The sequence below is a fragment of the Vibrio sp. KUL78 genome (genome assembly GCF_059725505.1).
Genome location: NZ_AP045837.1, coordinates 3,268,341 through 3,281,411 on the forward strand (window position 1 = coordinate 3,268,341; position 13,071 = coordinate 3,281,411).

At 48.4% G+C, this 13,071-nt stretch carries 9 protein-coding genes and 1 pseudogene; 4 read left to right on the top strand and 6 right to left on the bottom strand.

Annotated features, from left to right (window positions below):
- Positions 1-35: 35 nt before the first annotated feature.
- A complete protein-coding gene (gene oxyR / locus AC6I8Y_RS15210; protein ID WP_252012676.1) occupies positions 36-923 on the bottom strand; it encodes a DNA-binding transcriptional regulator OxyR in 888 nt (295 codons plus the stop codon).
- Positions 924-1,086: 163 nt separating this feature from the next.
- Between oxyR and AC6I8Y_RS15215 the strand changes: the two genes are divergently transcribed.
- The gene (locus AC6I8Y_RS15215; protein ID WP_498020450.1) at positions 1,087-1,815 is read left to right on the top strand and encodes a redoxin family protein; all 729 of its coding nucleotides are present in this window, start codon (positions 1,087-1,089) and stop codon (positions 1,813-1,815) included.
- Between the two features lie 65 nt (positions 1,816-1,880).
- Here AC6I8Y_RS15215 and AC6I8Y_RS15220 read toward each other — a convergent pair whose 3' ends face one another.
- The 5 genes and pseudogenes from AC6I8Y_RS15220 to argC form a co-directional block, all read right to left on the bottom strand.
- Positions 1,881-2,234 carry a RidA family protein gene (locus AC6I8Y_RS15220; protein ID WP_042477174.1) on the bottom strand — a complete coding sequence of 118 codons (354 nt, stop codon included), beginning with the start codon at positions 2,232-2,234 and terminating at the stop codon, positions 1,881-1,883.
- Positions 2,235-2,609: 375 nt separating this feature from the next.
- A pseudogene (argH, locus tag AC6I8Y_RS15225) lies at positions 2,610-4,485 on the bottom strand (argininosuccinate lyase).
- 289 nt (positions 4,486-4,774) lie between these two features.
- Positions 4,775-5,992 carry an argininosuccinate synthase gene (locus AC6I8Y_RS15230; protein ID WP_042477170.1) on the bottom strand — a complete coding sequence of 406 codons (1,218 nt, stop codon included), beginning with the start codon at positions 5,990-5,992 and terminating at the stop codon, positions 4,775-4,777.
- Between the two features lie 97 nt (positions 5,993-6,089).
- Entirely contained in the window at positions 6,090-6,878 is a 789-nt protein-coding gene (argB, locus tag AC6I8Y_RS15235; protein ID WP_498020451.1) for an acetylglutamate kinase, read from the bottom strand.
- 14 nt (positions 6,879-6,892) lie between these two features.
- Complete coding sequence (argC, locus tag AC6I8Y_RS15240) at positions 6,893-7,897, bottom strand: N-acetyl-gamma-glutamyl-phosphate reductase (protein WP_498020452.1); 1,005 nt, start codon at positions 7,895-7,897, stop codon at positions 6,893-6,895.
- Between the two features lie 168 nt (positions 7,898-8,065).
- On the opposite strand from argC, the gene argE reads away from it, so the two are divergent.
- The 3 genes from argE (at position 8,066) to AC6I8Y_RS15255 (ending at position 13,039) form a co-directional block, all read left to right on the top strand.
- Positions 8,066-9,205: an acetylornithine deacetylase gene (gene argE / locus AC6I8Y_RS15245; RefSeq protein WP_498020453.1), complete on the top strand. Its 1,140-nt coding sequence runs from the start codon at positions 8,066-8,068 to the stop codon at positions 9,203-9,205.
- Positions 9,206-9,387: 182 nt separating this feature from the next.
- Positions 9,388-12,021: a phosphoenolpyruvate carboxylase gene (gene ppc / locus AC6I8Y_RS15250; RefSeq protein WP_446568970.1), complete on the top strand. Its 2,634-nt coding sequence runs from the start codon at positions 9,388-9,390 to the stop codon at positions 12,019-12,021.
- A gap of 478 nt (positions 12,022-12,499) precedes the next feature.
- Positions 12,500-13,039, top strand: coding sequence for a PadR family transcriptional regulator (locus AC6I8Y_RS15255; RefSeq protein WP_042477158.1), 540 nt, complete (start codon positions 12,500-12,502; stop codon positions 13,037-13,039).
- Positions 13,040-13,071: the final 32 nt, after the last annotated feature.

The window sequence follows — 13,071 nt, forward strand, 5'->3', positions numbered from 1 at the left end:
CGCTAAGCCCCTTTTTTAACATCTAAATTTCAGCGCTATTCGCCAAGATAACTGCTAATCGATTCCGCCAACTTCTCAAAACGCGCACGCAGCGGTGAGCCAGGTCTGTACGCCAACACAATACTACGAGACGGCGTCGGATTCACAGCAGTCACATAGCACACACCATCCTTTTCTTTCTCTTTCGGAAGAGACAGTTCAGGCAGCAAAGTGATGCCTGCTCCTGCGGCGACCATGTTACGCAGCGTCTCTAAGCTGGTTGCTTTAAAGCGCTCGTCATCTCTCGCGCCAGCAGCAAAACAGAAACCTAGCGCTTGGTCTCGCAGACAATGTCCATCACCTAATGACAGTACTGTTTGCCCTTTTAGCTCATCCATCTCTACATGATCGCGCTTCGCCCAAGCATGGTCGCATGGCACGGCAATGCTCATTGGCTCGTTAAAGACTTCAATCTCTTTAAACGGTGCGGTCTCTGGCACAGAGGCGAGAACTAGGCAATCAAGCTTACCCTCTTCAAGCTGTCTGACCAATTGATGCGTTTGAGCCTCATGCAGGAATAGCTCAAGATCAGGAAACGACTCTTTAAGCTGAGGCACAATGCGCGGCAAAAGGTAAGGTCCCACCGTCGGAATAAACCCAATATGCATAGGGCCCATCATCTCACCACTTTGACCCGCAGCCATTTCGCGAAACGTTTTCACCTCTTTGAGCACACGCTTTGCTTGCTCAACCAATTGCAAGCCTGCATCGGTAAACAACACGCGACGGCTGCTACGCTCCAACAAAGAGGTACCTATCTCATCTTCCAGTTTACGGATCTGACCACTCAGTGTTGGCTGACTCACAAAGCATGCCTCTGCGGCTTTACGGAAGTGCTTGTGCTCAGCCAGTGCCACTAGGTATTCAAAATCACGAATGTTCATCGCTTACTCCGATAGAAATTGACTATCGATACCATAACAATAAACGATTAGAACTATCAAACCATTTTTTTGATAATGGTCCCAACGAAATAGAGCGATAGACGCTACTCTCTGTTAGCAACGCTAGACTCACAAGAATTTAATTATCCAGAAGGACATAAGTATGTTTGCATCTAAAGAAGGCCAAGCAGTACCTCAAGTGACATTCCCAACTCGTCAGGGTGATGCGTGGGTCAACGTAACAACAGATGAGCTGTTTAAAGACAAGACCGTGATTGTGTTCAGCCTACCAGGTGCTTTCACGCCGACATGTTCATCAAGCCACTTGCCGCGCTACAACGAGCTATTTCCTGTGTTCAAGGACCACGGTGTCGATGAAATCCTATGTGTATCAGTAAACGACACCTTCGTTATGAATGCGTGGAAATCAGATCAAGAAGCAGAAAACATCACCTTCATTCCTGATGGTAACGGCGAATTCACAGATGGCATGGGTATGCTGGTTGAGAAAAACGACCTTGGCTTTGGCAAACGCTCATGGCGCTACAGCATGCTGGTGAAAAACGGCGTGGTAGAGAAGATGTTCATCGAGCCAAACGAGCCAGGCGACCCGTTCAAGGTGTCTGATGCAGATACAATGCTGAACTACATCGCGCCAAGCTACAAGACTCAAGAATCCATCACAGTATTCTCTAAGCCAGGTTGCCCATTCTGCATGAAAGCGAAGCAAAACCTGATTGACCACAACCTTCAGTATGAAGAAATCGTACTAGGTAAAGACGCAACGACAGTGACTCTACGTGCAGTAAGCGGCCGCACGACTGTACCGCAGGTGTTTATCGGTGGTAAACACATTGGTGGCAGCGAAGAACTAGAAGCTTACCTAGGCTAAACTTCTTATCCATAAAAAATGCGGGCCAAATGGGCTCGCATTTTTGTTTTTCTGAAAGCTAATGGCTAGCTAGCAATCTCAGCAGCAATCACTGAGATCTCCACCAGCAGTGCTTCACGAGCCATATCTCCAGTCACACAAGCGCGTGCTGGCGCATGGCCTGCGGGTACCCATGCGTCCCATACCGCGTTCATTGCTTGGAAATCTTGCATGTCTTTAAGATAGATGGTCGCAGACAGCATGTGCTCTTTGTCGCTGCCCGCTTCAAGTAGCAGAGCCTCGACCTTATCGAGCATGGTTTGCGTCTGTTCAGTAATATCTTTAGTAGCATCTGCACACACCTGACCACAAAGGTAGATAGTGCCATTGTGCTTAACGATGCGGCTCATGCGCTCTTTAGTATGAAGGCGTTCAATCATAATGTTATTGCTCTTTTTTAGGCTATCCGAACGATAGGGCTGAAACAGGGAGGCCTATTCTATCGGATACCAAGCGCAAGCAACACGTGAACATTGTGACATGCTTGGCGAACCGCAATTTTTCTCCGCTACTGGTAAAAGCAAATGTTTAGATTCATCGACAGTGAGAAGTTTAGATTGAAAGGGGAAGAGATTTGAAAAGCACTAAAAAGAAAAAAGCCCCGTAGTCAACCTTGACTCGGGGCCTTCTTAGATTCTTCTAAGAAAAAGCAGTGGTACTTTAATAGACCATGCCTTTTCTTGTTTGTTCCCAGAAAAATGATCTTTTTTTAAAATTTTTCCGATCTTTTCGTTACTCGCCTATTTTTCAACAAGTTACGCAACGTTCATCTTGGCAATAATTTGCTCTACCAAGTTCACTTCCAACGCTACCTCATCACAAGCATGCTGTCGTGGACATTGGTCACAGTCTTTTAGAACTTTCTCAGGCAGCAGCGTCTTCGATGTTGGGATGAAGTCGTGCTTCATAAAGAACTCTGGCGTACGAGTCAGAACGAACACTTTCTTAATCGCCATCTTACGTGCTTTCTCTACCAAGTGCTGAACAATCGCCGTTCCCTGCCCTTGACCTTGCCAGCCCGCTTCAACACCTAGAGAGCGGATCTCTGCAAGCCCTGAGTCATACACATAGAGCGACGCACAACCAGTAACCTCACCATGATGCTCTGCGACGGCGAACGAGCCAATGTCACGCACCAGTTCGTTGCGGCTACGAGGTAGGTTTTCACCCAGGTTCGCCCAGTAAGCTACCATGCTCTCTAGCGCATCAATGTCCGTCAGGCGAGCAGAGCGAACTTTCACCGCTGAGTTATCACGCGCTGTGAGACGTTTCTCTGCTTGGTCTACCGCGTAAGCAACTTGCTTGCGGCGCTACACCACCAAGGGCATTACGTTTCTCTAGGCAGCTTTCAATGGTCAGGATGTCGTAAACATCGTTCTCAATCACTGGCGAGAACTCTTTGAGCTCTTCAATAGAGAGCTCTTCGAGTGCACAGCCTTTAGCAATCGCACTGACTACTGCAACACCTACGATATGGTGCGCTTCACGGAATGGAATACCTTTAGCAACTAGGTAATCCGCAAGCTCGGTAGAGTTTGCATAACCTTGCTTCGCCGCTTCGAGCGTACGCTCACCGTTTACCTTGATACCATCGAAACACAGCGCGGCCATTTCCATGCAGTCACTCCAAGTGTCGAGTGCATCAAACAGACCTTCTTTGTCTTCTTGCATATCTTTGTTGTACGCAAGTGGCAGAGCTTTTACTGTCATCATCATGCCAGCTAGCGAGCCGTAGACACGACCGGTTTTACCACGGATAAGCTCTAGAGCATCTGGGTTCTTTTTCTGAGGCATCAGAGAAGAGCCAGATGTCACGGTATCCGCAAGTTCAATAAAGTTCGACTCACCTGAGTTGTAGAAGATCATATCTTCAGCCAGACGCGATAGGTGCAGCATCGAGATAGAGGCGATAGACATCAGCTCCATCACATGGTCACGGTCAGATACCGAGTCCAAGCTGTTGCGAGTTGCTCTTCTGAAGCCCAGGTTATGAGCAAGCTGCTCACGATCCATTGGGTAAGCCGTACCCGCTAGCGCACCTGAACCCAGTGGGCAGGTATCTAAACGCTTAATGGCATCATCCAAGCGCGAGTAATCACGCTCAAACATCTCAACGTACGCTAAGCACCAGTGAGCAAACGTCACAGGCTGAGCACGCTGCAGGTGGGTATAACCAGGAAGAACGGTATCTTGGTGTGCTCTTGCAACCTCAACCATCTGCGATTGCAGTCTGTCGAGACCCAGCAAAAGTTGCTGACCTTGCTGACGACACCAAAGTTTCAGGTCGGTCGCCACTTGGTCGTTACGAGAACGGCCAGTGTGCAGCTTCTTACCTAGGTCGCCCACTTTGCCAATCAGTTGTTGCTCAACCCAGCTGTGGATATCTTCCGCATCCGATCTTAGGATCTGCTTTGGATTTTCCATCACTTCGAGTTTAAGCTCGTTCAGTGCTAGCTCTAGCTTCTGCTGTTCATCTTCAGTCAGAACGCCGACCGAAACCAACGCCTTTGACCAAGCAATTGAGCCAACAATGTCTTGCTCAGCAAGTCGGTAGTCAAAGCGCAATGAATCATTAAAGTCTTTGAATCTCGTATCTGCTGCTTGGGTAAATCTTCCGCCCCATAATGCCATCGTGTCTCTCCTAACTGCTCAGTCTGCGTCGCTGCTTCTGTGGTTACTTATTGTAAGAATAAACCGCTAATCTCGCTGAGTGAATTAAATGCAACTCAGTGTCTTTGTTGATAGGGTTCAAGGTACGACAATCCGAATTAAAAATAAAGTAAAAATTCACTTATTTCACATAAATATTCAAATCAATGCAATTTCAGGTTTTTGTCGCCCATTTTTATCGTCCAGATAAAAAGAAACCCATTTGATAACAAATGGGTTTCTAGATTTCAATCAGTATGATGGAGCGAAATTATTTTTTCTTTGCTTCGTTCAATGCTCTGATACGGCTTGATAGCGAGTAAAGGCGGATGAAGCCTTCAGCATGGCTTTGGTCGTACACTTCATCTTCACCAAACGTAGCAAACTCTTCAGAGTACAGGCTGTTTACGCTGCGTTTCTGAGTCACAATTGCCTGACCTTTATATAGCTTAACCACAACTTCGCCGTTCACGTCTTGTGCCAGCTCTTCCGACGCTGCCAAGATGGACTTACAAAGAGGTGTGAACCAACGACCGTCATAAACAAGGTGTGATGCTTTCACGCCTAGCTCTTCACGGAACTCAAACGATGTTTTGTCTAGCACTAGCTGCTCAACCGCACGCAGTGCTTCCATCATGATTGTGCCCCCTGGAGTTTCGTAGCAGCCACGAGACTTCATACCGACAAGACGGTTTTCAACAATGTCGATACGACCAACGCCGTGCTTCACGCCTTTCTCGTTTAGGTAAACCAGAGCGTTGTATGGCGTCATTTTCTCACCGTCAACGGCAACCACTTCGCCTTTTGCTACTTCTAGCGTTACGTATTCTGCTTGATCCGGTGCTTGCTCAGGATCCACTGTCCACGCCCAGCAATCATCGTTTGGCGCATTCCATGTATCTTCCAGAACGCCACCCTCTGTAGAGATGTGCCATGCGTTTGCATCACGTGAATAGATCTTAGTTAGTGAAGCGGTACAAGGGATGTTGCGCTCCGCTAGGTAATCTAGACACTCTTCACGGCTCACTAGATCCCACTCACGCCAAGGCGCAATCACGGTTAGGTCTGGGGCTAGGGCTGCAAACGCACCCTCAAAACGTACTTGGTCATTACCTTTACCTGTACAGCCGTGACACAGTGCGTCAGCACCCACTTTACGCGCTACTTCAACCTGAGCCTTCGCAATAATCGGACGCGCCATTGATGTACCTAGTAGGTATTTACCTTCGTAGTACGCGCCTGTTTTGAGTGTTGGGAAGATGTAGTCAGCGACCATTTCTTCTTTCAGGTCAGCGATGTAGCACTCAGATGCGCCAGATGCTTTCGCTTTTTCTTCGATACCTACAAGCTCTTCTTCGCCCTGGCCTACATCGGCGACGAACGCCACAACTTCACAGTCATAGTTCTCTTTTAGCCATGGGATGATCACTGACGTATCTAGACCGCCAGAGTAGGCAACAACAACTTTTTTTACAGATGGTTTACTCATGTCTCTCTCCTTGTCCGAGCCTGATTTTGGCGGTCAGCTTCTCGGGTTACTTCACTTTAAATTCGTTAATCGTAAATTTGGTTTACTTTCTGATAATTCAGTTTGGGACGAACTGTGTGCCGATACTCTTACCTGCAAACAATTCGACTAATTTTTCTGGGTATCGCCATGTCGCCACTTCAATTGGGCGACCTAGGTCGTTAGCCGCTTCCAGTGCAGCTTGTACCTTAACAATCATGCCATCGGTAATCACTTTGCCTTCAATCAGCGCATCTGCTTCTTGCTTAGTCAGACTTGGTAGCAGATGACCTTTGCCATCCAGCACACCGCTCACATCAGATAGCAGCACTAGTTCTGCATCCAATGCGCCAGCCACTGCCACGGCCGCTTGGTCGGCATTAACGTTCATCAGCTGACCTTGGCTATCGAGACCGATTGAGCTAATGATTGGCAATGCGCCTGCTGCTAAAATCGCTTGCAGAACCGCTGGGTTACCTGGCTTAGCATCACCTACCGCGCCAAGTTCAGGATCGAGTTCAGTCACTTCACAAAGACCACCGTCAGCAAGGCTCAAACCTACCGCATTAAGACCCGCTTTAATCGCATCACCTTGCAGTAGCTTGTTTGCAGTACCCGCTAGCGCACCCGCAATCAAAGGGATTTGATCATAAGGTGTCACGCGTAAACCTTGCTTCTTAACGGTTGGAAGGTCGAGCTTCTTCATTAGGTCATCTACCAGATAACCGCCACCGTGAACAATGACGATGCTTCGCTGCGCTTGCTGACTGTAATCAGAGATAGCCTTAAATAGTTGTCCAAGCGTATCTGAGCACGACAGTGCCGCGCCGCCTAACTTGATCACTAGTGGTGTATTTTGCTGACTCATGCTGCTCTCCTCGACTAAACCAACGCGGTTAGCTGTGCAAACTGATTTTTGATATTCAAACACTGCATCGCTTGACTCGATGCGCCTTTTAGCAGGTTATCAATCGCCGACACCACGATGATGTGTTGGCCTTGAACCTTATAACCGATATCGCAGAACGGCGTGTTCTCAACATCTTGAATTCTTGGGATAGTGTCCCCTTTAACACGCACACCTGGCTTGCCTTCGTAAGCCGATGCAAATGCTGATGCGACTTGCTCCTCAGTCACGCCATCGTTAAGCTTCATAGTGATGGTCGCCAAGATGCCGCGCTTAAAGTTGCCTAGGTGCGGAGTAAAAATCACATCACAACCCAAATGCGTCGCAATCTCTGGTTGGTGCCTGTGATTAAAAATGCCATAAGGCTGAAGGCTGACCTCGCAAAAGCTGTTGGTCATCGACGCTTTACGTCCTGCGCCAGAGACACCACTGGTTGCGTTGATCACTGGCCACATAGTGCTATCGACAAGACCAGCTTCAAGTAGCGGTTTAATCGCCAACTGCGAAGCGGTTGGGTAACAACCTGGTACTGCCACGAGCTGCGCGCTTTCAATCTCTTGTGCGTTCCACTCGGCAAGACCATACACCGCCTTGTCCAACCAGTTTTCGTGCTGATGCTCAAAGCCGTAGAAGGTGGTATAAAAGTCATCGGCTTTCACGCGGTAAGCGCCTGATAGGTCAAACACTTGGCAACCTTGCGCCAAAAACACCGGCGCCAAATCGTGGCTCACCTCGTGGGCTGTTGCCAAAAATACAATGTCACACTCGCTTGCTGCTTTTTGCACATCGACCAGCGGCTGCACGGGCATTTCAACTAAGCCTGCCAACTTACCGTGCAACTGAGAAATCGGTTTGCCTGCATCGACACTATTGGCGGACACGTACAAACCTGATAGCGTGAGCTCTGGGTGTTTGGTCACCATGAGAGCCAGCTCTGCTCCTGTGTATCCTGATGCGCCAATAATAGTGGTATTTAGCATGACTCTGATTCCGTAAGTAAGTCGATTTAACGTTGTTAGTGAAACTTGCAATTAATGATTATAAATATAGAAAAAATGCCATTAATTGATTTTTTATTCATTAATTATGATTTAATATGTGTTTTACAGTCTTAAGATTAATCTGTCAACAGTAGAAGCGAAGATAATATGCAATTACCTAGTTTTTTAGAGGTCTACAAAGGCCTTATCAGCACACCTTCGATTAGCTCCACGGACCCAAGCTGGGATCATGGCAATGAGAAAGTTATTGAGAAGCTGGCGACATGGATGAAAGACCTAGGTTTTGAGGTTGAGGTTATCGAGGTTGAACCCAACAAGTTCAATATGATTGCCAAGAAGGGACAAGGCGAAGGCGGTCTACTATTGGCAGGTCACAGTGATACCGTGCCATTTGATGAAGGTCGCTGGAGTTTCAACCCGCATGATCTGACCGAAGCTAACAACCGCTTCTACGGCTTGGGCACTGCAGATATGAAAGGCTTCTTCGCGTTTATCTACGAAGCTGTCAAGAAAATCGACTGGAGCAAACAAACCAAACCACTTTACGTGTTGGCAACCTGTGATGAAGAAACCACTATGCTGGGCGCAAGACACTTTACCGACAATGCGCCGTTCAAGCCGGATTACTGCATTATTGGCGAGCCCACTAGCCTAGTGCCTATTCGTGGCCATAAAGGTCATGTGGCCAATGCGATACGAGTAACGGGTAAATCTGGTCACTCTTCAGACCCGGCATTGGGCGTTAACGCCATCGAAATCATGCATGAGGTGTTGTACGCAATGATGAAACTGCGTGACAAGCTAGTGAAAGAGTATCACCACCCTGGCTTCGCCATCCCTAGCCCTACCCTTAACCTTGGTCATATTCATGGCGGCGACAGCGCTAACCGCATTTGTGGCTGCTGTGAGCTGCATTACGATGTCAGACCGCTGCCGGGGATCAGCTTGGATGGTTTGGATAACCTACTGCGTGATGCACTCAAAGAAGTGGAAGCGAAATGGCCTGGGCGCTTAACCATTACCGCGCTTCACGAGCCCATTCCTGGTTATGAGTGCGACCATAAACACCCATTTGTTGGTGGAATGGAAACATTGTGTGAAACCCCATCAGAAACGGTTAACTATTGTACTGAAGCACCATTTTTGCAGCAGCTGTGCCCAACCTTGGTGCTCGGCCCTGGCTCAATAGACCAAGCTCACCAGCCAGATGAGTTCTTAAGCTTTGATTTTATTGACCCGACCATAGATATCTTAGCCAAGGCAATGCGCCAATATTGCTTCGAGTGATCGATATTCTGTAATAAATTTTCAACAATTCAACCTTTTAACTCGACCAAGTGTGCGTTTTTCGTGCCAGCACGATAAATGCAAACTTGGTTTACTTTATTTGACTCGCACTAACATTTTTCGCTAGATTGTGAGGCTGATAAGGAATAACGGATGTAGTTAAATTACAAGGCAGGACGACTATGAACGAAAAATATGCCCCATTGAAGAGCAATGTTAGGATGCTAGGGCACCTGTTGGGTAACACCATCAGGGAAGCGCATGGAGACGAGATCCTAGAGAAAGTGGAGAAGATTCGTAAGCTTTCTAAATCCGTAGTACGCGCAGGCAATGAAGCCGATCGTGACATTCTCATTGAAGAGATTAAAAACCTGCCAAATGAGCAACTGACCCCAGTCGCTCGCGCATTTAACCAGTTCCTAAACCTCACCAACATCGCCGATCAATACCATACGATCTCGCGCAGCTGCGAAGCCGATGTCTGTGAACCAGACCCAATCTACACCCTATTTTCTAAGCTTAGCCAGCAAGATGTCAGCAAGTTTGACACCGTTCAGGCCGTTCGCGACCTCAACATCGAGCTTGTACTGACCGCTCACCCAACAGAAATCACTCGCCGTACCATGATCAACAAGCTGGTCAAAATCAACGAGTGTCTTTCTAAGCTCGAGCTTAACGAGCTGTCTGATAAAGAGCGCAAAAAAACCGAGCGCCGTCTCGAGCAGCTCATTTCACAAAGCTGGCACTCAGATGTAATCCGTCAGCAGCGCCCAACGCCGCTCGATGAAGCAAAATGGGGCTTTGCCGTAGTTGAGAACTCACTATGGGATGCGGTTCCTGAGTTCTTACGTGAATTTGACGAGCGCCTAAAAGGCTACCTAGGCGAAGGGCTGCCAATTGATGCACGCCCAGTACACTTCTCATCTTGGATGGGCGGTGACCGCGATGGTAACCCGTTCGTGACGCATAAAATCACTCGTGAAGTGATGCTACTGTCTCGCTGGAAAGCGGCTGAGCTTTATCTAAAAGATTTCCAAGAGCTTATCACTGAGCTTTCTATGGTTAAGTGTAACGATCAGGTTCGCGACCTTGCAGGTGACGAACACGAACCGTACCGCGCCATTTTGAAACCAGTTCGTAAGCTATTGATTGATACATTGGAAGTGCTAGAAGCACAGATCAATCAACAAGACGTACCGAACAAGCCAATCCTTGAAGACATCTCCCAGCTTTGGGAGCCGCTCATGGCTTGCTACAAGTCACTTCGTGAGAGTGGTATGGCCATCATCGCCGACGGCTCACTGCTCGACACGCTTCGCCGCGTAAAAGCATTCGGTGTTCACCTAGTACGCCTCGATATCCGTCAAGAAAGCACACGTCACTCAGATGTTATCTCTGAGCTAACGCGCCACCTTGGCCTAGGCGACTACGATCAGTGGAGTGAACAAGACAAGGTTTCTTTCCTAATCAACGAGCTAAGCTCGAAGCGCCCATTGCTACCACGCGATTGGGAACCTTCAGAGCCAGTTCAAGAAGTTCTCGATACGTGCCGAGTGATTGCATCACAATCACGTGAAGCGTTTGGTGCTTATGTTATCTCTATGGCTCGCACGGCTTCTGACGTGCTAGCTGTACACCTTATTCTTCAAGAGTGTGGCTGTAAGTTCCGCATGGACGTTTGCCCACTGTTTGAAACCCTTGATGACCTGAACAACTCAGAAGCGGTAATGAAGCAGCTGTTCGATATCGACTGGTATCGTGGCTACATCCAAAACCATCAAATGGTCATGATTGGCTACTCTGATTCAGCGAAAGACGCCGGCGTGATGGCTGCGGGCTGGGCTCAGTACAGCGCGATGGAAAAACTGGTTGAAGTTGGTGAAGAAGCGGGTATCGACATCACCCTATTCCACGGCCGTGGCGGCACAATTGGCCGTGGCGGTGCGCCAGCACACGCGGCACTGCTATCTCAGCCACCGAAGAGCCTAAAAGGCGGCCTACGTGTGACTGAGCAAGGCGAGATGATCCGCTTTAAGCTGGGTCTACCAGAAATTGCGGTCAACAGCTTCAACCTATACGCAAGTGCAATTCTGGAGGCGAACCTAATGCCGCCACCAGAGCCGAAACAAGATTGGCGCGACCTAATGGAAGTGCTCTCTGAAGTATCATGCGATGCGTATCGTAAAGTGGTTCGCGGCGAGCCGGACTTTGTTCCTTACTTCCGCCAAGCAACGCCAGAGCTGGAGCTTGGTAAACTGCCTCTTGGCTCTCGCCCTGCGAAACGTAACCCGAATGGCGGCGTAGAAAGCCTGCGTGCGATTCCATGGATCTTCTCATGGAGCCAAAACCGTCTGGTACTCCCTGCATGGCTTGGTGCTGGTGAAGCGATTCAATACTCTATCGACAAGGGTCACCAAGCACTGCTTGAAGAGATGTGTCGCGAATGGCCATTCTTCTCAACGCGTCTAGGCATGCTAGAGATGGTTTACACCAAGTGTAATATGGAAATCTCTCGCTACTACGACAAGCGCCTGGCGGATCCAGAATTGTTGCCTCTTGGTGACAAGCTGCGTGGTCAATTGCAGAAAGATATCGTTGCGGTACTGAACGTAGAAAACCACAACCACCTGATGCAAAGCGACCCATGGGGTCAAGAATCTATTCGCCTGCGTAACATCTATGTTGAGCCTCTCAACATGCTGCAAGCAGAGCTGCTATATCGCACTCGCCAAAGCGAAGAAACCGAATCAGAGCTAGAAGAAGCACTGATGGTGACCATCGCTGGCATCGCGGCTGGTATGCGAAATACTGGCTAAACGATATATTATTTTACAAAAGAGACAAAAGGTCGCACATTGCGGCCTTTTCTTTTTACTGGCATACTTACTGAGAGTTTTGTTAGTTTTTTGAAGTGGTATCGCATTCTATTCCACTTTTTGCTTATATAATTCAGATATAATTACATTTCGCTGTTCGATAAATAAAAAAACACGACGTCAGCAGCGCGGGTCACATGTTCATGTGGCTGTCTAGGTGACAAAGGCTTTAAACACGGTTATTAGTGCCCACATTTGTGCGGTGCGCTGTTCTTTTGTGCGATACACAGTGCTTTGTTAGATGCACAGCTCTTTGTAACACGCATAGCTCTTTGCGAGACAAGTAGCGCTTCGCGCGAGTTTCCCGGAATCACGGCAGATTCCAGGGCGCTTGCTCGGTGCTCACACGTTTAACCGCAAACGCACTTATAAGAACAATATAACTATTACTAAGATTTTGACCATTTGGATTTAAGACATGTCACTACCACACGTTATCCTTACTGTCCTAAGCACTCGTGACGCGACTGGCTACGACATTACTAAGGAATTTTCTGCTAGCATCGGTTACTTCTGGAAGGCAAGCCACCAGCAGGTTTACCGTGAGCTAAACAAGATGGCTGATAAAGCCCTCGTTACCTGTAAACTTGAGCCTCAAGAAGGCAAACCAGACCGTAAGGTTTACTCAATCACTGACGCTGGCCGCGGGGCGCTTGGCGAGTGGTTTGAGCAACCAACCGTACACCCAACCGTTCGTGATGAGTTCTCAGCGAAGCTAGCGGCTTGTGCAGTTCAGCCTTCAGCGGCGTTCCGCATCCAGCTCGAAGAGCTTATCGAAGAGTCTAAAAAGCTGGTTGCACACTACCGTGAGATTGAAGCGGCCTACTACGCAACACCAAGCACGCTAGAGAAGCACGCACGCCTTGAGCGTCTAACTCTTCGTCGCAACCTACTTGCACGTCAAGCATGGTTAGACTGGGCAGAAGAAGCGCTTGCTGAGCTAGAAGCACTCGCGTAATCAACCACTGATTCAACGCATAGCAAAACGCC

What these genes read in the sequence shown, in the direction of transcription:
- AC6I8Y_RS15230 (WP_042477170.1), bottom strand. Translation starts at nt 5,992, where the DNA reads ATGAGTAAACCATCTGTAAAAAAAGTTGTTGTTGCCTACTCTGGCGGT.
- AC6I8Y_RS15220 (WP_042477174.1), bottom strand. Translation starts at nt 2,234, where the DNA reads ATGATTGAACGCCTTCATACTAAAGAGCGCATGAGCCGCATCGTTAAG.
- argB (WP_498020451.1), bottom strand. Translation starts at nt 6,878, where the DNA reads ATGAGTCAGCAAAATACACCACTAGTGATCAAGTTAGGCGGCGCGGCA.
- ppc (WP_446568970.1), top strand. Translation starts at nt 9,388, where the DNA reads ATGAACGAAAAATATGCCCCATTGAAGAGCAATGTTAGGATGCTAGGG.
- AC6I8Y_RS15215 (WP_498020450.1), top strand. Translation starts at nt 1,087, where the DNA reads ATGTTTGCATCTAAAGAAGGCCAAGCAGTACCTCAAGTGACATTCCCA.
- AC6I8Y_RS15255 (WP_042477158.1), top strand. Translation starts at nt 12,500, where the DNA reads ATGTCACTACCACACGTTATCCTTACTGTCCTAAGCACTCGTGACGCG.
- argC (WP_498020452.1), bottom strand. Translation starts at nt 7,897, where the DNA reads ATGCTAAATACCACTATTATTGGCGCATCAGGATACACAGGAGCAGAG.
- argE (WP_498020453.1), top strand. Translation starts at nt 8,066, where the DNA reads ATGCAATTACCTAGTTTTTTAGAGGTCTACAAAGGCCTTATCAGCACA.
- oxyR (WP_252012676.1), bottom strand. Translation starts at nt 923, where the DNA reads ATGAACATTCGTGATTTTGAATACCTAGTGGCACTGGCTGAGCACAAG.